The organism is Pseudomonas sp. DF11 (assembly GCF_058148565.1).
The window spans coordinates 258085-278444 of the sequence record NZ_JBYVYN010000006.1; the positions used below are offsets into that span (position 1 = coordinate 258085).

General features: G+C 63.3%; 18 protein-coding genes. 10 read left to right on the plus strand and 8 right to left on the minus strand.

What is annotated here, in order from left to right; genetic code table 11:
• Positions 1 to 86: 86 nt before the first annotated feature.
• The 3 genes from AC30D9_RS19260 to AC30D9_RS19270 form a co-directional block, all read right to left on the minus strand.
• Positions 87 to 2660, minus strand: coding sequence for a bifunctional diguanylate cyclase/phosphodiesterase (locus AC30D9_RS19260; RefSeq protein WP_490144610.1), 2574 nt, complete (start codon positions 2658 to 2660; stop codon positions 87 to 89).
• A 111-nt stretch (positions 2661 to 2771) separates the two neighbouring features.
• Complete coding sequence (locus tag AC30D9_RS19265) at positions 2772 to 3452, minus strand: DUF2238 domain-containing protein (RefSeq protein ID WP_490144611.1); 681 nt, start codon at positions 3450 to 3452, stop codon at positions 2772 to 2774.
• An 11-nt stretch (positions 3453 to 3463) separates the two neighbouring features.
• Positions 3464 to 5263: a thiamine pyrophosphate-requiring protein gene (locus AC30D9_RS19270; RefSeq protein WP_307570949.1), complete on the minus strand. Its 1800-nt coding sequence runs from the start codon at positions 5261 to 5263 to the stop codon at positions 3464 to 3466.
• A 292-nt stretch (positions 5264 to 5555) separates the two neighbouring features.
• Between AC30D9_RS19270 and AC30D9_RS19275 the strand changes: the two genes are divergently transcribed.
• From AC30D9_RS19275 to AC30D9_RS19285, 3 genes are all read left to right on the plus strand, one after another.
• Positions 5556 to 5942, plus strand: coding sequence for an EF-hand domain-containing protein (locus tag AC30D9_RS19275; protein ID WP_116832219.1), 387 nt, complete (start codon positions 5556 to 5558; stop codon positions 5940 to 5942).
• A 261-nt stretch (positions 5943 to 6203) separates the two neighbouring features.
• A complete protein-coding gene (locus tag AC30D9_RS19280) occupies positions 6204 to 7049 on the plus strand; it encodes an HvfB family MNIO-type RiPP peptide maturase (protein ID WP_490144612.1) in 846 nt (281 codons plus the stop codon).
• Positions 7042 to 7794: an HvfC family RiPP maturation protein gene (locus tag AC30D9_RS19285; protein WP_490144613.1), complete on the plus strand. Its 753-nt coding sequence runs from the start codon at positions 7042 to 7044 to the stop codon at positions 7792 to 7794. Before AC30D9_RS19280 ends, AC30D9_RS19285 begins: the two co-directional genes overlap by 8 nt.
• A 118-nt stretch (positions 7795 to 7912) precedes the next feature.
• Here the strand turns inward: AC30D9_RS19285 and AC30D9_RS19290 are convergent, their stop codons facing one another.
• The 4 genes from AC30D9_RS19290 to AC30D9_RS19305 all read right to left on the minus strand — a co-directional run bounded on the left by AC30D9_RS19290 (position 7913) and on the right by AC30D9_RS19305 (position 11529).
• Positions 7913 to 8410, minus strand: a complete 498-nt coding sequence (locus tag AC30D9_RS19290; RefSeq protein ID WP_134924047.1) for an HvfX family Cu-binding RiPP maturation protein — start codon at positions 8408 to 8410, stop codon at positions 7913 to 7915.
• Between the two features lie 16 nt (positions 8411 to 8426).
• Positions 8427 to 9062 carry a ferric reductase-like transmembrane domain-containing protein gene (locus tag AC30D9_RS19295; RefSeq protein WP_490144614.1) on the minus strand — a complete coding sequence of 212 codons (636 nt, stop codon included), beginning with the start codon at positions 9060 to 9062 and terminating at the stop codon, positions 8427 to 8429.
• Positions 9063 to 9469: 407 nt separating this feature from the next.
• Entirely contained in the window at positions 9470 to 10792 is a 1323-nt protein-coding gene (locus tag AC30D9_RS19300) for an ATP-binding protein (protein WP_134924049.1), read from the minus strand.
• Complete coding sequence (locus tag AC30D9_RS19305) at positions 10789 to 11529, minus strand: response regulator (protein ID WP_003202589.1); 741 nt, start codon at positions 11527 to 11529, stop codon at positions 10789 to 10791. The genes AC30D9_RS19300 and AC30D9_RS19305 overlap by 4 nt, the downstream gene beginning before the upstream one ends.
• Positions 11530 to 11755: 226 nt before the next feature.
• On the opposite strand from AC30D9_RS19305, the gene AC30D9_RS19310 reads away from it, so the two are divergent.
• The 3 genes from AC30D9_RS19310 to AC30D9_RS19320 all read left to right on the plus strand — a co-directional run bounded on the left by AC30D9_RS19310 (position 11756) and on the right by AC30D9_RS19320 (position 13875).
• Positions 11756 to 12019 carry a DUF2790 domain-containing protein gene (locus AC30D9_RS19310; RefSeq protein ID WP_134924050.1) on the plus strand — a complete coding sequence of 88 codons (264 nt, stop codon included), beginning with the start codon at positions 11756 to 11758 and terminating at the stop codon, positions 12017 to 12019.
• 189 nt (positions 12020 to 12208) lie between these two features.
• A complete protein-coding gene (locus AC30D9_RS19315) occupies positions 12209 to 13417 on the plus strand; it encodes a cytochrome c biogenesis protein DipZ (protein WP_307570944.1) in 1209 nt (402 codons plus the stop codon).
• Between the two features lie 128 nt (positions 13418 to 13545).
• On the plus strand, positions 13546 to 13875 hold the full coding sequence (locus AC30D9_RS19320; protein WP_134924052.1) for a hypothetical protein: 330 nt from the start codon (positions 13546 to 13548) through the stop codon (positions 13873 to 13875).
• A 4-nt stretch (positions 13876 to 13879) separates the two neighbouring features.
• Here the strand turns inward: AC30D9_RS19320 and AC30D9_RS19325 are convergent, their stop codons facing one another.
• On the minus strand, positions 13880 to 15745 hold the full coding sequence (locus tag AC30D9_RS19325; protein ID WP_490144615.1) for a sigma-54-dependent Fis family transcriptional regulator: 1866 nt from the start codon (positions 15743 to 15745) through the stop codon (positions 13880 to 13882).
• A gap of 357 nt (positions 15746 to 16102) precedes the next feature.
• Between AC30D9_RS19325 and AC30D9_RS19330 the strand changes: the two genes are divergently transcribed.
• The 4 genes from AC30D9_RS19330 to AC30D9_RS19345 are packed head-to-tail and all read left to right on the plus strand — an operon-like array spanning position 16103 to position 20320.
• Positions 16103 to 17176, plus strand: a complete 1074-nt coding sequence (locus AC30D9_RS19330; protein WP_109756190.1) for an ATP-NAD kinase family protein — start codon at positions 16103 to 16105, stop codon at positions 17174 to 17176.
• 2 nt (positions 17177 to 17178) lie between these two features.
• Positions 17179 to 18156, plus strand: coding sequence for a thiamine pyrophosphate-dependent dehydrogenase E1 component subunit alpha (locus tag AC30D9_RS19335; protein ID WP_109756189.1), 978 nt, complete (start codon positions 17179 to 17181; stop codon positions 18154 to 18156).
• A gap of 35 nt (positions 18157 to 18191) precedes the next feature.
• On the plus strand, positions 18192 to 19208 hold the full coding sequence (locus tag AC30D9_RS19340) for an alpha-ketoacid dehydrogenase subunit beta (RefSeq protein ID WP_109756188.1): 1017 nt from the start codon (positions 18192 to 18194) through the stop codon (positions 19206 to 19208).
• Entirely contained in the window at positions 19208 to 20320 is a 1113-nt protein-coding gene (locus tag AC30D9_RS19345) for an acetoin dehydrogenase dihydrolipoyllysine-residue acetyltransferase subunit (RefSeq protein WP_490144616.1), read from the plus strand. Before AC30D9_RS19340 ends, AC30D9_RS19345 begins: the two co-directional genes overlap by 1 nt.
• Positions 20321 to 20360 lie beyond the last annotated feature (40 nt).

Genomic DNA, 20360 nt, shown 5'->3' on the forward strand with positions numbered 1-20360 from the left:
CAGGGTCATTGGGTGACCTCAGGTTTTGGGTCCGATACAGGCCCATTGTGGGAGCGAGCCTGCTCGCGATAGCGGTGGGGAGTGGGTTACAGCCACCGTGGCGTGGTGAAGAACGAGGCCATTTCCGAGCGGGCCAATGCCGCGCCGAAGTAGGGGCCCTGGACATGGTCGCAGGCTACGTTGCGCAGTTGGCTGAATTGCCGGGCGTTTTCGATGCCTTCGGCGGTGACCATGAGCCCTACGCTGCGGCTCAACCGGATCATCGCCAGGACGCCTTCCTTGTCGTCCTCCAGGCCCAGCTGCGTCAGGATGTTGCGATCGAAGCGGATGCCATCGAACGGTTGGTCCAGTACCTCGCGAAGGGAGGCGATGCTGGTGCCGAATTTATCGATGTTGATCCGCACGCCAAGGTCCTTGAGCGCATGGAGGGTGCTGGCGACGGTCTTGTGGTCGGCCAGCAGGACCCCTTCGGCCACTTCCAGGGTCAGTCGGTGAGGCGCCAGGCCACTCGCTTCGAGGGCCTCTTGCACCTGGTTGAGCAAGAAGGTGCTGTTGAACCAGCGGGGTGAAACCGCGATGGAGACATTGACGGCGCTCGGCCAGGAGGCGGCTTCTTCACAAACGTTGATCAACATCCACGTACCCAATTCTTCAAGCTGGCCCGATGTCTCGGCCACCGGTATGAAGTCGGCTCCACCCAGCTCACCTTTTTCCGGATGGTGCCAGAACGTCTGGGCTTCGAAGCCATGCAACTGCTCGGCGCTGACATCGAAGCGAGGCAGGTAACGCAGTTCCAGTTGATCCCGCTGCATTGCGTCGCGCAGTTGCTGTTCGTACCGCCGGCGGTCGCGGGCCAGGTTGCCCATGGCCTCCACATACACGCGCCAGGTATTGCGGCCGGCGGCCTTGGCCGCATACAAGGCGATATCGGCGCGGCGCAACAGTTCATCGGTACGTTCGTCACCGGGCTGTGACCAGGCGACACCGATGCTCACTCCCAGGTACAGCGTATTACCGTCCAGGTGCATGGGCCGTTGCATGCAATCGATCAGTCGTTCACAGACTTGATCGAGAGCGTCGGTATCGCCCGGATCGGGCATGATAATGACAAATTCATCACCGCCCAGGCGTGCTACCAGATCAGTGTCGCGTACGTTTTGCTGGAGGATATGCGCCACTTCCTTGAGCACTTTATCGCCCACGGCATGACCCAGGGAGTCGTTGACCGGCTTGAATCGGTCCATGTCCAGGTTCAGCAACGCCAGGGGCGGGTGATCGGGGTGGCCCAGGTGTTCGCGCAGGCAATCGAACAGGCGGTTTCGGTTCGCCAGCCCGGTCAGTGGATCATGCAGGGAAAGGTGCTTGATCTGGGCCAGCGCCCGCAACTCGTCGGTGATGTCGGTGGCGGTGCCGCGAAAGCCCAGGGTGCCGGCTTCGATGGCCCGTACCGAGAGTTTGCAGGTGCGGATGCGCTGGTTGCGCGCGGTGTACTCGCACAACAGTGGCGTCGAGGAGAGGCTGTTGGCACCGCCGAGCAGCCATTGGGCAATCGAGATCGAGCCGCCATGGGGGTGAAGCAGCCGGTGCAGGGGTTTGCCCAGCCATTGCGTAGGGCTGAACCCGGTCACTTGTTCAAAGCGCTCCGACAGGTAAGTCAGCGTCCCGGTCGAATCGACCTCCCACAACCAGTCGGAGGACACTTCGGCAATGTCCCGGAAACGCTCTTCACTGCGTTCCAATGCCTTGCGGTGGGCCAGCAGGCTGGCGTATTGGCGTTCCTGGGCGCGGAGCATGGCCAGGGCATGGCGCAGAACGGCCAGCGCCAGAATCCCCAGCACCAGCAACGCCAGGGCCAGCAGGGGCAGGAGGATCTTGCGCAGATCCTGGCCCGGGGTTTGCGGCCGCCAGGCCAGGGCTTCCTGGGTCAGGTTGTTGAGCAGCAACTGGGCGGTATCGTCCGGGCCCGGTGTCCTGGCGATATGAGCATCGGGCAGGGCGAAGTCCCGCGCCAGGTTTTGCAGGGCGGCGGGATCAAGCACTTTGACGAAGAGCATCAGGCTGGGTGGGCCGGGGACTTGCGCCACGCTGTTGTCCGTGCCGGTGGTGATGGCGGACGCGGCGACGAACGCCGGGGCGTCCTGGTGATGCAGCATCTCGACGACCACTTCGTCGTGATTTTCCGCGGTGCTGGCTTTGTTCCACAGGGCGCGCAGGTCGCCTGTCAACCAGGTATCGGCATCGACATCACTCATCTGGCCATCGATCACCGAATAGACGGTCTTGCCGGTCGGAGAAATGACAAACACTGCCTGGTAACCGTAGAGCGAATACACGCTGCTGCCGACGTTTTCCTGGTCATAGGCCCATTCCTTGTCGACCTTGACATGCAGGTGCCGGTAGGCGTCGCTCCACTTGGAATAGTCGCTCAGGTCCCGGCCGATGCCGGTGCGGATCCCCTCGATGGCCCGCTGGGCGAAAAACAGGCTCTGTTCACGGGCGCGCCGGTCCTGGGCGCCGGTGATGTTGAGCAGCACGGCGATCGCCAGTGCAGACATGACAAACAGCAGGAGCATGATGGCCGGGAACGTGCGACGGGTGAAGCTTCGGGTTGGCGAGCCCGGGGAAAGGACAGTCGAGGCGTTGCCAGCATCTTCAATCATAAAAGTAAGTCATCAGCCAAAAAGCGATTTCACCCGCACTTGTCTTATATCGGCGGGAGGGCTGATTTACTTAGTCGTGTTAATGAAAGGCCCGACAGGCTGTCGTCTTCGTCATGTGCGGGCCTTGAAGCGTGAAGCCCATTCGAGGGCGATATCCCGTTGGCGCAGGTAATTGACCCCGGCGGCAGCCAGCAGGGCAATGAATGCGGCAAGCGCGGCCAAGGCCATGTCCTTTTGGGAGTCCCACGGGTCTTGTTGGGCGCCGACAAAGGCCTTGGCGGTGTCGCCGCCGATATAGGCACCGCCCAACCACTCGATGATCTCGTAAATGGCCGACGACGCGAGGATCAGGCTCCAGGCCAGTAAATAGCCCCTGAACCCCGTTGCTGGTGCAACCCGCAGTAAAACCTCGCGCAACGGATAGGCCAGCAGCAGCCCGTAGCTGAAGTGCACCAGCCGATCGAATTGGTTGCGCTGGAAACCCATGAGCTGATCAAGCGACTGGCCCCCTGTCATGGCCTGCCACCACTGGTTGTAAGGCACCTTGGCATAGGTGTAGTGGGCCCCCACTTCATGGATGCAGAGGAACACGAACAACAGCGTGGCGGACAGCCGGGAGAAACTGAAGCGCCGATGAGCGATCACCAGGATAACCAACAACGCAATGACCAGCAGGTTCTCCGCCAGCCAGTCGCTGCGTTTTATCGGCGCGATGGCCATCCATCCCCACAGCACGCAGAAAGCCAACAGCAGGGCTCGTTCATAGCGACGATGCAACTCGACCGTTGGCATTGCGTCACGCCTCACTTTTTATCGGTGTGATGGCCCGGCAGCAGGCTGCTCAGGACCTGCTTGGCGGTCTCGACCACGATGCCTCGCTCGTTCGGGTCGCCCTGGAGCAGGGTCGAGGCAAACTTCTTCGCCTGTTCCAGCTTGATGTGCGGCGGCAGCGGTGGCACGTCGGGGTCGGTGCGAAACTCGATCAGCACCGGACGGTCCGCCGCCAGCGCGGTTTCCCAGGCCGTGGCCACGTCGTCCTCATGCAGCACCAGGATGCCCTTCAGGCCAATGGATTCGGCGAACAGGTGGTAGGGCACGTCGGGGATGTCCTGGGAGGCGGCGAATTTCGGATCGCCCTCCATGACCCGCTGCTCCCAGGTGACCTGGTTCAAATCCCGATTGTTGAACACTGCGCATATCCAGGTGCCGTTAGTCCAGGTGCGCCAGTATTTGGCGACAGTGATCAGCTCGGCCATGTTGTTCATCTGCATGGCGCCATCGCCCACCAGGGCGATCACCGGCCGCTCTGGATGGCAGAGTTTCGCCGCGATGGCATAGGGCACGGCCGCCCCCATCGACGCCAGGCCACCGGACAGCGAACACATCATGCCGCGACGGATCTGCAGGTCGCGGGCGAACCAATTGGCGCAGGACCCGGAATCGCAAGTGATGATGGCGTCGTCCGGCAACCGCGGCGACAGTTCGAAGGTGACCCGCTGCGGATTGATCGGCTTGGCGGATACCCGGGCGCGTTTTTCCAGGGTCCGGTCCCAGCGTTCCCGCCAATGCTCGATTTTCTTGCGCCAGGCATGGTCGGTTTTTTCTTCGATCAACGGCAGCAGGGCACGCAAGGTATCGACGCTGTCGCCGTGCAGGTTGACTTCCATGGGATAGCGCAGGCTGAGCATGTCTGCCTGAATGTCGATCTGCACGCCTCGGGCCTGGCCTTCAGGGGGCAGGAATTCGGCGTAGGGGAAGCCTGAGCCGATCATCAGCAGCGTGTCGCAGCCGGCCATGAGGTTGTCACTGGGCTCAGTGCCGAGCAGGCCGATGGTGCCGGTGACCCAGGGCAGGTCATCCGGCACGGCGGCCTTGCCCAGCAGCGCCTTGGCCACGCCGGCGCCAAGCTTCTCGGCGATGGCGATCACCTCGTCGGTGGCGTGCAGCGCTCCGGCACCGACCAGGATGGCGACCTTCTTGCCGGCATTGAGGACCTCGGCGGCTTTGCGCAGGTCCTCTTCGTAGGGAACGATGCTGGGCTTGCGGTAGCCGACGCCGGAATGAACCGTCCCGTGCTTGTGAGGTGGCGCGGTGTATTCCATGTCCTGGAGATCGTTCGGCAGGATCAGCGCCGTGACCCGGCGTTCGCCCACCGCCGTGCGCACGGCGCGGTCCAGCAGGTGACGCACCTGGGCGGGCACGCTGGCTTGCTGCACGAACGCCCCGGCCACATCCTTGAACAGGCTGACCAGGTCCAGTTCCTGCTGGTAGTGCCCGCCCAGCGCGGCGCGAGCCTGCTGACCGCTGATGGCGAGCACTGGCATGTGGTCCATCCGCGCGTCGTAGAGACCGGTCACCAAGTGGGACGCGCCAGGCCCGGAGGTGGCGATGCAGACCCCCAACTCGCCGGTGAACTTGGCGTGGGCACAGGCCATGAACGCGGCCATTTCCTCGTGGCGAGCCTGGATGAAGCGGATTTTTCCCTGGGCGCGGTTCAAGGCGCCAAAGACGCCGTTGATGCCATCGCCCGGATAGCCATAGATGCGGCGAACTCCCCATTCATAAAGACGTTCCACCAGAAAATCACCGACGGTCATGCTCATGTCTGTCCCTCGTTTCGGGCCTCGGTCGCTTGGCGCGACCTGCAGCGGTTGACGTTCATACAGGACTTGACCGGTGCAGGCCTGCCAAGGTTTCGATTTTTTCAACATCAGGGGCCTCAGGCCGGGCAGGCGTGTATCGCAGTGTGTACCGCGCGGGCCCGGATACATCGGCTTGAGGAAGACCCGGAGCGGCGACACAGGCCGGATACACCCCGGCGATTAACTACGCCAGCCAGCCGGCACCGAGCCTCGGTGCGGGTGACTGGCGTATTGATCGTTCGAGGACTACCCCATGCTCAACTTCTCCCGAAATTCGTCCCTTGCACTCGGCCTGGCCCTGGTCGGCGGCCTCGGTCTCTCCACGGCGGCTTCAGCCTTGACCATGAACGACCTGGCCCAGGGCTACACCCTGGCGGCGGCCGATACCGTGAAGAAACCCGCCGAAGGCAAGTGTGGCGAGGACAAGTTCGCCAAGACCGATACCAACCACGATGGCAAGGTCTCGCGCGACGAGTTCATCGCCGCAGCGCCGGAGCGCGCCGCTGAATTCGACAAGATCGACGCCAACCACGACGGCGGTATCTCGTTGCCGGAAGCCAAGCAATACCTGTCGGCCCAGGCGAAGACCGCGGAAGGCAAATGTGGCGAAGGCAAGTGTGGGGCGGCTATCGAGTCCTGACTTCACTCTTAGGGGGGCCGATTGAGGACATTGAATCGAGCTCTGCTGTTGTGGCGAGGGGATTTAGCGAAACGTCGCACCGCCCCGCTGGGCTGCGAAGCAGCCCTGAAACCTGCCAACTCGGGATGCCAGGAAGATTGAGTCTGCTGCATTGGGGCTGCTGCGCAGCCCAGCGGGGATAAATCCCCTCGCCACAGGTTTGTGTTGCCTGGCATTAATCAGTTGTGGCTCCCCATCTCTTGCTTTCCAAGGAGATGTGTCATGTTGAATTTACCTCAACCCTCTGCAGGCCTCGGCCTGCGCCGGGCCTTGCTCGATGAACTGCGCGAGGCGCCGGCAGGGGATTTCGACTTTCTCGAAGTCGCCCCGGAAAACTGGATCGGAATCGGCGGCGCCCATGGCGCCGCCTTGCATTGGCTGGCCGAGCGCTATCCATTGTCGTGCCATGGCCTGTCGTTGTCCCTGGGTGGGCCAGCGCCGCTGGACTTGGCGTTTCTTGCACAGGTGCGCGGTTTCCTGGATCGTTTCAACGTACCGTTGTACAGCGAGCATTTGAGCTACTGCGGCGATGAAGGGCATTTGTACGACCTGTTGCCGCTGCCCTTTACCGAGGAAGCGGTGCGTCACGTGGCGGCACGGATCCGTCAGGCGCAGGATGTGCTGGGGCGGCGCCTGGCGGTGGAAAACGTCTCCTATTACGCCGCACCCCAACACGACATGAGCGAGCTGGAATTCACCCGAGCGGTGCTACGCGAAGCCGACTGCGACCTGCTGCTGGACGTCAACAATGTCTACGTCAACTCGATCAATCACGGTTTCGACCCCCTGGCATTCCTGCGGGGCCTTGAACCGGGATGCGTGGTGGCGATGCATGTGGCCGGGCACTACGACGAGTCCGACACATTTAAAATCGACAGCCATGGCGCGCCGGTCAAGCCGGTGGTCTGGGCACTGCTGGAGCAGGCCTACGCCCGTTTCGGCGTGCAGCCGACCTTGCTTGAGCGGGATTTCAACTTCCCGCCTTATGCCGCGCTGGTGGCTGAGTTGCAGACGATTCGCCAGTTGCAACACCAGGCCGTCACACGGCAGGCGGTGCCCCATGACTGAAGCCCGGCAGACGCTACACCAACAGCAACAGGCGTTGACCCGTTACCTGCGCGATCCTGAGCGCTGCCCAGTCCCGGCGGGCATGGATGCGGCGCGGGCGCGGGTATACCGCGACCTGATCTTCGAGAACCTGCGCTCGCTGCTCAGTGGCACCTTTCCGGTGCTGGTGAGCATATTGGGACAGGACAAGTGGCGTGCCTGCGTGCGGCGTTTCTTGCGTGAGCATCGCTGTGCCACGCCCAGGTTCGGTGAAATTGCCCAGGAGTTCGTGGCCTATCTCGCCGCCAGCCAGGTACCGGAGGAACCGCCGTTCATGGCCGAGCTGGCGCACTACGAGTGGGTTGAAATGGCACTGCTGCAATCGCCGGCCCAGGCCTTGTCGAGCCATCATGACGAGGCGGCGCTGTTCGACCGGCCCTTGCAGCTTTCGCCTCTGGCCTGGCCGCTGGCGTATCAATGGCCGGTGCATCGCCTGGCGCCGGATTACCAACCCTTGACGCCAGCGCCCCAGCCAACCTTGTTGCTGGTGCGGCGTACGCCCGGGCTTGACGTGCGTTTTTCCGAGCTCAGCCCCTTGGCCTGGCGCCTTTTGCAGCGAATCGAGCAATACCCCGAATTGGCAGGAAGGGCGCAGTTGCTGGCGTTGGCGCGGGAGGCTGGCGTGAGTACATTCGATTTCATGGACAACGCCGTGGCGCTGCTGCGGCGGATGCAGGAAGAAGGGGTTGTCGGGGCAAAACTGTAATAATCGAAATCCTTGTGGGAGCGAGCCTGCTCGCGATGGCGGTAGATCAGCAATGTTGCATTGACTGGAACTCCGCTATCGCGAGCAGGCTCGCTCCCACAGTGATGGGCATGATGTCTTATCTGCGGCGCAGCCCAGTCATGAGCACCGCATCCACACTCAACTTCCCCGCCCCCTGCAACACCAACGGCAACAACGCCACCAGGTAGATCAACGGCAGCTTGAAGTTGCCATGGCCTTTATTGGTGATCGCATAGCCCTGGGCCAGTTCGCTCAGGCTCGACCAGTCCGCCGGCCAATGCACGGCAGCGGTCGCCACCACGGTGACGATGATCAACACCAGCGCCGACAGGCGGGTGCCCAGGCCGATCAACAGGGCGATGGCACAGACCAGCTCGGCCCACATCGACAGTTCCCAGTTCCAATGGGCCGGTACATGGTTGAAGGGGAAAGGGAAGGCGGACTGGATTTCGGCGAACCAGTTCGTGCCGTTCCATTTCTCCAGGCCGGATTCGAAGAACTCCCAGGCCAGGAACAGACGCAGGCCCAGCGGCGCGAGCCATGCTCCGGCGTGATCGAGCTGGATGGGCAGGGTTTTCAGGCTTCTTGCAGACATGATGATCTCCCAGGGCTCAGGCCGCACGTTGCGGGGTGTAGAGGCGTTTGTTGGCTTGGGCCAGCTTGCCTACCAGACGGATGGCGGTGGCGGCGCAGATCAGGCCGAAGGGCAGCACATACCAGGCGCTCATGGGGATGCGTTTGAAATTGGAATAGGCAAAGATCGCCGCCAGTACCCACATACCGGTGACATGCAGGCGCTTCCAGGCCTTGAAACCGATCAGGCGCGTGGTGCTTTTGAATGAGGTCAGGGCCAGCAACAGGATGAACACGTAGCCTACGGTGCCTGGCACGTTGCCAAGGGTGGTGCGGCCGGGCCAGAACTCGGGATTGAGCTGGCCGTAGCTGTAGATCAGCACGGCATGGACCAGATGGGAAAACGCGAACGCCAGCCCGATGAAGCGTCGTTCACGCACCAGCGAGCGGCTCAGGGGCGAGGGCACCAGCACCGCGAATGCCGAGGCGGTGAAGGCCAGCAGGAACAAGATGAAGGACGAGCGAGCCGTGGCGCGAATGGCACTGCGCACGCCTTCGGTCAGGTCCGGGTTGAGCAGCAGGATCACCCCGGTCATCAACAGCACCAGGGCGGCGAGCAGGCTGAACAGTGACCAGCCTTGGTAGCGAAAAGGGGATGCGGTTGTGGTCGGCATGTAAAGGCTCCTTGGATGTCGAGGCCCGGTCGTGATAGTCGCCGGGGATACGAGGGAGTCTTTCAAGCCGGTGTAAGTGGGGTGTGTCCGCAATGCAGGACTGTGCAAGGTTGTGTATGCCGGTTAGCCGCAGACACACTGGCATACAAACCCGCATCCAATTAAATACTCAACCCCTGTGGGAGCGAGCCCGCTCGCGATGGCGTCAGCTCAGTCGAACAGGTATTGGCTGACACACCGCCATCGCGAGCAGGCTCGCTCCCACAGGGAGACTGGGTAAGGCATCAATATTTGTAGCGCCTCGGAACATTGTGGGAGCGGGCTTGCTCGCGAAGACGGCTGCATATTCAACATTGATACTGCCAGACACACCGCTTTCGCGAGCAAGCCCGCTCCCACAGTTGGACCTACGCCCGGGAGAGACCGTCGCGGTTCAGGCGCAACTCGGCGCAGAGGCCGCCGCCGTCGCGGTTGCTCAGGGTCAGTGAGCCGCCCATCGCGATCGCCAATTGCTGGGCGATGGCCAAGCCCAGGCCGGTGCCGCCGGTTTCCCGGTTGCGCGAGCTCTCTACCCGGTAGAACGGCTTGAGCACCTCGGCCAGCTCCTGCTCGTTGAGCCCGGGGCCACGGTCCAGCACCTGGATCGCCAATTGTCCGTTGCCGGCCAGTTGCACCTGGATCTGCGCCGCGCCGGCGAATTTCAGGGCGTTGTCCACCAGATTGACCAACACCCGGCGCAGGGCATGGGGGCGGGTGTCGATCACGGCGGCGTTTTTCCCGGACAATTGCACGTCCTTGCCGGTGTCCTGATAGTCGAACACCAGGCTGTCGAGAAACGCATCCAGGCTGATCCGGCAGCTGGCCTCGGTGGCGCCGTGAATGCTACGGGCATAGGCCACGCCTTCACGCACCAGGTGTTCCATTTCGCTCAAATCGCTCCACAATTTGTCCCGTTCGATCCCTTCGTCCATGAATTCGGCGCGCAATTTCATGCGCGTGATGGGCGTCTGCAAGTCATGGGAAATCGCTGCCAGCAACTGCATGCGCTCCTTGAGGTAGGCGGCGATGCGGTCCTGCATGGCATTGAAGGCCTTGGCCGCATGCACTACTTCGGTCGGGCCTTTTTCGTCCAGGCGCACGCTATGGGCGTTCGGGTCGAGGGTTTCCACCGCCTGGGCCAGCCGGGTCAGGGGACCGACGGCGATGCGCACGGCCAGCCAGGTGCAGCCGATCAGCAGCGCCAACTGCCCCAGCAACACCATCGGCAGCCAGGGAGAGAGGGGCGTCATCGCCGGGCGTACGTCGATGGTCAGCGGGCTGCCGTCTCTCAGGCGCAAGTGCGCCTGATAGTGCATTTGCGGCCCGGGGATCTGTTGGAAGGTCAGGCCATAGGCCTGGCCGATGGCTTCCTGGATCGAACTGACCGAGATCGGCGCGTCGGCCAAGTCCATCGGTTGGCCGGGCTGGCCTTCATCGAGCAGGTAGCCGTAGTTGCGTCGGGCGAGTTTCGGCAGCCAGGCCGGGCGCTCGGCGGCAGGCAGGCGATCGAGAATGGCGACGGAGGTCGAGACGTCGGTTTCCAGGTTGCCGAGCATGGTCGACCTGGCGCTCTGGTAGCGCTCGTAGTACTGGACGCCGAAGGACAGGCCCTGGGCCAGGATCAGGCCGATCAGGAAGATCAGCGACAGCCGGGAGGCGAGCGTCCGCGGCCAGCGCAGCGACAGGCTCATACCGATGCCTCGAGGATCTCCACAGGCAGCGAGAACACGTAGCCTTCGCTGCGCACGGTCTTGATGTAGGCCGGCTCCCGGGCATCGTCCAACAGACGCTGGCGCAGGCGGCTGACCAGCAGGTCGATGGAACGATCGAACAGGTCGGCGTCCCGGCCCTGGGTCAGGTTAAGCAATTGGTCGCGGTTGAGCACCCGTTGCGGATGGTCGAGAAACACCCGCAGCAAACGATACTCGGCACCACTCAAGGCCACCATGGTGCCGTCAGTGTCCAGCAGGTGGCGGGCGGTGGTGTCCAGGCGCCAGCGCCCGAACGCCAGCAGGCGACCGCTTTCGGTGACCACCAGATTGGGCGGCAGCATGCGGGTGCGGCGCAGCACGGCATTGATGCGCGCCAGCAGCTCGCGGGCGGCGAAGGGCTTGACCAGGTAATCGTCGGCGCCCATCTCCAGGCCGATGATGCGGTCGGTCTCGTCGTTGCGGGCGGTGAGCATCAGCACCGGCGTGGCCTTGTGCTTGCCGGCACGCAGTTCCCGACACAGCACCAGGCCATCATCGCCGGGCATCATGATGTCCAGCACGATCAGGTCCACCGGGGTGGTTTCCAGGAAGGCGCGCATCTGCCGGCCATCGGCAACCACGGTGGTGCGCAGGCCGTTCTTTTTCAGGTAATTGCCAACCAGCTCTCTGATCTCGCGATCGTCATCCACTATCAACACGTGATCGACATGATCCATGGTGTTCAGCCCCCTCGGCGTTTCGTTGTGATCAGTCTACAGACGCCGGCCGGCCCGGCTCGCGACGGTTTGTATTGCAGTGTATCTGGCGCGCGGTGGATACACAGCGATGCAAAAAGCCCCCTGGCTCGATACAGGCGTGATACCTGCGGGGCATTCAATGGCACCCATCGAGGCGACACAACAGGCCTCGGCAGATAAACACCCATTGAATCGAGGAATCGCCATGAACACCAAAGCCATCTACGCCGCCTGCCTCTTCGCCGCACTGAATATTTGCACGCTGTCGGCCCGGGCCGAAAGCAACGTGCCGGCGCAAACCTACACCTACGGCACCCACCTGGACATCCAGAAAGTGCTCTCCCTTAGTGAAGACGCCCAGCCGACCTGCGGTGTGGTCAACGCCCACATGACCTATCTGGACTCCGTAGGCCACAAGCAAGCGCTGAACTATCGCAAGCTTTCCGATAACTGCAGCAACCAGAACTGAGAACAGCCTGTCAGCCATGCCTGCGAGCTTTTGTGGCGAGGGGATTTATCCCCGCTGGGTCGCGAAGCGACCCCCAAAGTCTCAAAACTCGGTGTATCAGATAGACCCGGGGGGGCCGCTTCGCAGCCCAGCGGGAGCAAGCTCCCTCGCCACAGGGTTTGCGTCGGCCTTTTATAGTGAGGTATTGCCATGCTTCTGATCGCTTTCCTCGGCGGGATCCTGACGATCCTCAGCCCTTGTATTCTTCCGGTGGTGCCGTTTCTGTTCGCCCGGGCCGATCGCTCTCGCGGCTCGGTACTACTGACCCTCGGCGGCATGGTGCTGACGTTTGCTCTGGTCTCCAGCCTGGCGGTGGTCAGCAGCGAGTGGGTACTGCGCGCCAGCAGCGTCGGCCGGCAAGTTGCCTTGGCAGTGATGGTGGTGTTCGCCTTGTCGCTGATCTTCAGCCGGGTCGGAACCTGGCTGGCGCGGCCGCTGGTCAGCCTGGGCAATCGCCTGGACGCCGGTGCCGGGCGCATGGCCGGACCTGTGGCGTCAGTGTTGATCGGGGTAGCCACCGGGCTGCTCTGGGCTCCGTGCGCCGGCCCGATACTCGGGGTGATCCTGACCGGCGCCATGCTGCAAGGTGCCAGCGCACAAACCAGCTTGTTGTTGCTCGCCTATGGCCTGGGCAGCGCCTTGTCCCTGGGCACGCTGATCCTGGCCGGGCGTGGCCTGGTCGGTCGCCTGAAGCTCTCGCTGCCAATCACCACCTGGCTGCGTCGGGGAACGGGAGTGGTGGTGTTGCTGGCAGCCGTGGCGATTGGTACCGGGACGGATGACCGGTTGTTGGCGGCGACTTCGTCTCAACAGTCGGCCACCTTGGAAAAAAGCTTGCTGGAAAACGTGCCCAAGGCCATCGACTATGTGGTGAGCAAGGCCGGGGCGAGTTCCATGCCGACCCTGCAATCCCAGGGCACCATGCCCGCGTTGGACGGTGCGGTGCAGTGGTTGAACTCGCCGCCATTGAGCAGCGAGTCACTGCGGGGCAAGGTGGTGCTGGTGGATTTCTGGACCTATGACTGCATCAACTGCCAACACACCTTGCCCTATGTGAACGGTTGGGCGAAGAAGTATGAAAAGGACGGGCTGGTGGTGATCGGCGTCCATACCCCGGAATACGGCTACGAGAAGATCATCGACAACGTGCGCGAGCAGGTGCGCAAACTGGACATCCATTACCCGGTGGCGATCGACAACCAGTATGCGATCTGGCGCGCCTTCGACAACCAGTATTGGCCGGCCCATTACTTCATCGATGCCAAGGGGCAGGTGCGCTACAGCCACTTTGGCGAGGGACGTTATGACGAGCAGGAGCAGGTGATCCAGCAGTTGTTGCAGGAAGCGAAGGCGGGCTAATGAACCGTGGCGAGGGAGCCTGCTTGTGGTGAGGGTTTTATCACAAGCAATTGTGTCGCAGTGCTGGCCCCTTGCTCATTTGTATGAAGTCAAACTTCTTTCATTTCAGAAAGTTGGGCGACAAACCTATGCGTATTTCTATGTGGGTCGTAGCGACGTTTCTCCTGGCCGCCGTCTCGCTTGAGGCCCAGGCCCGGGCGCTGACGCAAAACCAGCAGTCGGTGTGTCGCTGGGGGGCGGACATCGCGGCGGGGGCCCAGGCGTCAAAGCTTTCCGGCGTCAGCCTGTACGGCGCGCGCAAGAAGCTGCAAGTGCGCAAGTTTCCCCGGCCCTGGATGCGCATGACCGCCCTGGGCATTACCGAGCAGACCTACAACAGCGCCTCGCGCCTCAAGCCGGTCGCGGTCAAGCAGACTTACTACGAACAATGTGTCCGTCACGAACTGGCACGACGATAGGTTCTCAGGCCGGGCTGCGGCCAGGCATTTCGATGCCATGCTGGTGCACCCGTCGATACAGGGTCGCCCGGGAAATGCCCAGGGCCCGGGCGGCGGCGGTGGGTTTCCAGCGATGACGCACCAACGCATCGAGCAACGCCTGGCGTTCCGGGCTGGCACTTGGCTCCGGCCCATGATCGGTGGAGTCTGTCCCGTGCATTGACTCGGGCAGGTGGCTGAGCTGGATCACACCAGCTTCGCACACCGCGCAGGCATAGCGCAGCACATGGCGCAACTGGCGGACATTGCCCGGCCAGTGGTAACCGAGCAGGCATTCCAGGGCTGCGCCGCTCAATTGCACCGTTTCTCCGCACAGCGCTGACTCCTCGGCAAGAATCCGATTGATCAGCGCCAGCCGGTCGCTGCGCTCGCGCAACGGTGGCAGTTGGAAGCGTGCGCCGCCCAGGCGGAAATACAGGTCCTCGCGAAACTCGCCGGCGGCCACCAGGGTCTCCAGGTCGCGGTGGGTGGCGCAGATCACCTGGATGTCCACGGCCTTGCGGCGCGACGCCCCCAGCGGCGCCACTTCACCCTCGGCCAGTACCCGCAGCAGGCGGGTCTGCAAGGCCAGCGGCATGTCGCCGATTTCGTCCAGGAACAAGGTGCCGCCATCGGCCTGCTGTAACAGGCCCTGCATGCCTTTGGCCGAGGCGCCGGTGAAAGCGCCGGCGACGTAGCCGAACAATTCGCTCTCGATCAGGCTTTCGGGAATGGCGGCGCAGTTCAAGGCTACGAATGGACGATCACGGCGCTGGCTGGCCTGGTGCAACTGGCGGGCGAAGACTTCCTTGCCGGAACCGGTTTCGCCCTGGATCAGCACCGGCAGGTTGCGATCCTTGACCCGCACCGCCAGGCGCAGGCTGTCGGCCAGGCGCGGGTCGATCTCGGACGGGTTCAGCGCGACCCGCGGACGCACACTGGCCCGATGGCGTGGCGCGCTCAAGCGGCCATGCATGGCGTGGTCGAGCGGGCAGAGGCTTTCGTCCCGGGCACGGTGCAGCAGTTGCTGGTCGAACACCTGGCCGATGTGTTGCGGCAACTGCCCGTAATGTTGCAGCAGGTACTGGCGGGCGGCGGGGTTCAGGGCTTGCAGGCAGCCGTCGTCGTCCCAGGCGAACAGGAAGTCCGGCTGGCTGTCGACGTAGCCGGGGTTGCGATGGGCCCGCAGCACCCAGTAGCCCTGGGCGCTGCTCATGAAAAACGCCTGTTCGATTTCCCGGGCGCTCTGTACCACCATTTGCCGGATCAGGTGCTGCGAGCGTCGATCGTCCGGCGAGCGCACCGCCGAGACGTCCAATACCCCGAGCAATTCACCCTGGGGGTCGAACACCGGCGCGGCGGAGCAGGTCAGGCCAATGAACGCCGCGCGGAAATGGTCGCGCTTGTGCACCGTCACCGGGGCCTTGGCGGTGAGCACCGCCGCCACGCCACAGGTGCCTTCTTCGCCCTCCGACCAACAGGTGCCCAGGTACAAGCCGGCCTTGCGGCAGTCGTTGCGGATCGTGGTCTCCACCCGGTAGTCGATGGTCTGGCCCTGGGCATCGGTCAGTAGCACGCAGTAGTCGGCATCGCGCACTCGGCCATGCAGGCGGGCGACTTCTTCGCTGGCGATATTGAGGAACAGCTCGGAGCGTTCGCGGCATTGCTTGAGCACGTCCTGGGACAGGATGCGCGGCCCCTGCAACGAACCGGGGTCCAGATGATGTTGCTCCAGGGACCGGCGCCAGGAATCGAGGATCAGGTCCGGGACGGGCAGCTGTGGCAATTGGTTCGCGTTTTTCACCACGCGACTGACGCAATCCACGTGCGCCCGGGAGTGAGCGGAAAGCATAGGGGCCTCCGATTCAGCTTCTTATCGTTGTGCGCACATTAAGCGCCGTTCGCCGGGTACAGACAAGCTCGACCGGTTGTTCGGCCCGTGTGAGACGCCACGTCTCAGGGTCTCGCCGAAGCCTCGTGCAACCTGACATGGAGCGTCTCACCAGGGCTCGCTCCGCTGCATTGAACAAACCGATTGGACCGCTCTGGTCCGGGCTTTTCGAAGACTTTTTTCGTTACTGGCACCGCCCTTGCTCTACCTCTGCAACCCGCTCGACGGGGCATCCAATAATAACAACGAGGTGCCTATGTTTTCCTGCCCAGGGTCTGGCTGCCCAGACCGTTCGCCTGTCCCCGCCACGGTGGCGCCATGAGTCGCCGGCCACTGACCGTGGGCATCATCGCCAACCCCGCATCGGGCCGTGACGTGCGGCGCCTGACCGCCAACGCCGGGCTGTTTTCCAGTACCGACAAGGTCTCGGTGATCCAACGCCTGCTGGCCGCGTTCGGCGCCACCGGCATCGAGCAGGTGCTGATGCCCACCGACATGATCGGCATGGCCGCCGCCGTGCTGAAAAACAGTCACAGTCGTCAGGCCCGCAGCAGCCATTGGCCGGCCCTGGAGTTCCTCGACCTGACCCTGCGCCAGACCGTCGAAGACACTCGTCGGGCCGCGCGTCTGATGGCCGAACGCGAGGTGGCGCTGATCGCCGTGCTCGGCGGCGATGGCACCCACAAGGCGGTGGCCGCCGAAGTGGGAGACATCCCGTTGCTGACTCTGTCCACCGGCACCAATAACGCCTTTCCTGAATTGCGCGAGGCCACCAGCGCCGGACTGGCCGGCGGGTTGTACGCCAGTGGCCGGATACCCACGCAGATCGGTCTGCGGCGCAACAAGCGCCTGCTGGTCTGCGATGCCGGCCGTGGCTTGCGCGAAGTTGCCCTGGTGGACGTCGCCGTGTCGCCGCTGCGCTTTGTCGGCGCCCGGGCCATCAGCCGGGCACAGGATCTGGCCGAAGTGTTCGTGACCTTCGCCGAGCCGCAATCCATCGGCCTGTCGGCGTTGTGTGGCCTGTGGTTCCCGGTGTCACGCCAGGCACCGGGTGGGGCCTGGATGCGCCTGGACCCGCAATCGCCCGAGGCGCTGCTGGTGCCACTGGCCCCCGGTCTGTTGCAGGGCTGTGGCGTGCTCGCCGCCGGACCTTTGGAACCCGGCGTCGCCCACGGCCTGTCGCTCTCCAGCGGCACCCTGGCCCTGGATGGCGAGCGGGAAATCGAATTCAACGTCCATGACCGGCCCACGGTCACCCTCGATGCCGGCGGCCCGCTGAGCATCGACGTCAACGCGGTGCTGGCCTACGCCGCGCAACAGCGCCTGTTGGCCATTGGCCGCGAACACCCGCAACACCCTCTGAATCTTCAAGAAGACACCTCGGGAGAATAAAAATGTCGACACCGCTCACCCACGATCAACTGCTGCACGCCTACCAGGTGATGCGCACCATCCGCGCTTTCGAAGAGCGTCTGCACGTGGAGTTCGCCACCGGCGAGATTCCCGGTTTCGTCCACTTGTATGCCGGCGAAGAAGCGTCGGCCGCCGGCGTCATGGCCCACCTGGGCGATGACGATTGCATCGCCTCCAACCACCGTGGCCACGGTCATTGCATTGCCAAAGGCGTGGATGTCTACGGGATGATGGCCGAGATCTACGGCAAGAAAACCGGCGTCTGCCAAGGCAAGGGCGGCTCGATGCACATCGCCGATTTCGAGAAAGGCATGCTCGGCGCCAACGGCATCGTCGGTGCCGGCGCGCCCCTGGTGGTCGGCGCTGCCCTGGCGGCCCGGCTCAAGGGCACCGACAGCGTCGCCGTGGTGTTCTTCGGTGACGGCGGCTCCAACGAGGGCGCGGTGTTCGAAGCCATGAACATGGCCTCGGTGTGGAACCTGCCGTGCCTGTTCATCGCCGAGAACAACGGCTACGCCGAAGCCACCGCTTCCAATTGGTCGGTGGCCTGCGATCACATCGCCGACCGCGCCGCCGGGTTCGGCATGCCTGGGGTGACGGTGGATGGCTTTGACTTCTTCGCCGTGCACGAAGCCGCCGGAGCTGCTGTCGAACGCGCCCGTGCCGGGGAAGGGCCGTCGCTGATCGAGGTCAAGCTGACGCGCTACTACGGCCACTTCGAGGGTGACGCCCAAACCTACCGGGCCCCCGATGAGGTCAAGCATTTCCGTGAGAACCAGGACTGCCTGATGCAGTTCCGTGAGCGCACCACCCGGGCGGGACTGCTGTCGGCCGAGCAGTTGGACCAGATCGATAAGGAAGTGGAGCAACTGATCGAAAACGCCGTGTACAAGGCCAAGTCCGATCCCAAGCCCACCGCGGCGGACCTGCTCACTGACGTCTACGTCTCCTATCCCTGAACGCCCTTTATAAAACAAGAATAGAGAATCCCATCATGGCGAGAAAAATCAGCTATCAGCAGGCAATCAACGAGGCCCTGGCCCAGGAAATGCGCCGCGACTCCAGCGTTTTCATCATGGGCGAGGACGTGGCCGGCGGTGCCGGCGCCCCCGGTGAAAACGATGCCTGGGGCGGCGTGCTCGGCGTCACCAAGGGCCTTTACGATCAGTTCCCCGGCCGCGTGCTCGACACGCCGCTGTCGGAAATCGGTTACGTCGGCGCGGCTGTGGGAGCCGCCACCTGCGGCGTGCGTCCGGTGTGCGAACTGATGTTCGTCGACTTCGCCGGGTGCTGCCTGGACCAGATCCTCAACCAGGCGGCGAAGTTTCGCTACATGTTCGGCGGCAAGGCTTCCACGCCGCTGGTGATCCGCACCATGGTCGGCGCCGGCCTGCGCGCCGCCGCCCAGCATTCACAGATGCTCACGTCCTTGTGGACGCACATTCCGGGGCTGAAAGTCGTGTGCCCGTCATCGCCTTACGATGCCAAGGGCTTGCTGATCCAGGCGATCCGCGACAACGATCCGGTGATCTTCTGTGAACACAAGTTGCTCTACAGCATGCAGGGCGAAGTGCCGGAAGAGCTCTACACCATTCCCTTCGGCGAGGCCAATTTCCTGCGCGATGGCAAGGACGTGACCCTGGTGTCGTACGGGCGCATGGTCAACACCGCGATGGACGCCGCCCGTAGCCTGGCTGGGCGTGGTATCGATTGCGAAGTCATCGACTTGCGCACCACCAGCCCGATGGACGAGGACAGCATCCTCGAAAGCGTCGAGAAGACCGGGCGCCTGGTGGTGATCGACGAGGCCAACCCACGTTGCTCCATGGCCACCGATGTTTCGGCGCTGGTGGCGCAAAAAGCCTTCGGTGCGCTCAAGGCCCCGATTGAAATGGTCACCGCGCCACACACGCCGGTGCCGTTCTCCGATTCGCTGGAAGACCTGTACATCCCTGACGCGGCGAAGATCGAACAAGCCGTGCTCAACGTGATCGAGTGGAGCAAGCGCTGATGAGCCAGATTCATACCCTGACCATGCCCAAGTGGGGCCTGTCGATGACCGAGGGCCGGGTCGATGCCTGGCTCAAGGAGGAGGGCCAGGCCATCACCAAGGGTGATGAAGTGATGGACGTGGAAACCGACAAGATTTCCAGCAGCGTCGAAGCGCCGTTTTCCGGAATCCTGCGCCGGCAGATTGCCCGGCAGGACGAAACCTTGGCGGTCGGCGCCTTGCTCGGGATTGTCGTTGAGGGCGAAGCCAGTGACGCCGAGATCGATGCAGTCATCGAGCAGTTCCAGGCCAGTTTTGTGCCGGGCGATGTCGCCGCCGAAGACAGCGGGCCGAAACCGCAGAAAGTCGAGTTGGACGGCCGGGTCATCCGCTATTTCGAGCGTGGCGAGGGCGGCACGCCGTTGGTGCTGGTGCATGGTTTCGGCGGCGACCTGAACAACTGGCTGTTCAACCACGAGGCGTTGGCGGCCGGGAGGCGGGTGATCGCCCTGGACCTGCCGGGTCATGGCGAATCCGCCAAGACACTGCAACGCGGCGACCTGGACGAACTGAGCGGCGTGGTATTGGCCTTGCTCGACCACCTGGACATCAACGCGGCGCATCTGGTGGGGCATTCCATGGGTGGGGCGGTGTCGCTGAACGCCGCGCGCCTGACGCCTCAGCGAGTACGTTCGCTGACCCTGATCGGCAGCGCCGGGCTGGGTGCGCAGATCAATGGCAGCTACCTGAAAGGGTTTGTCGAAGCGGCCAACCGCAACGCTCTCAAGCCGCAACTGGTGCAACTGTTCTCCAATGCCGAGCTGGTCAACCGCCAGATGCTCGACGACATGCTCAAGTACAAGCGCCTGGAGGGAGTGGACGCGGCTCTGCGGCAACTGTTCGCGACGCTGTTCGCCGACAGCCGCCAGCAGGTGGACTTGCGTGAAGTGGTGCAGGCCGGCCACGTACCGACCCTGGTGATCTGGGGCAGCGACGACGCAATTATTCCGGTGGCCCACAGCGAAGGGTTGAGTGCCCAGGTCGAAGTGCTGCCTGGCCAGGGCCACATGGTGCAAATGGAAGCGGCCGAGCAGGTCAACCGGCTGATCCTTGGGTTCATTGAGCAGCACTGATCAAGCGGGCGGCGAAATGATTCGTCGCCCCTACACAATC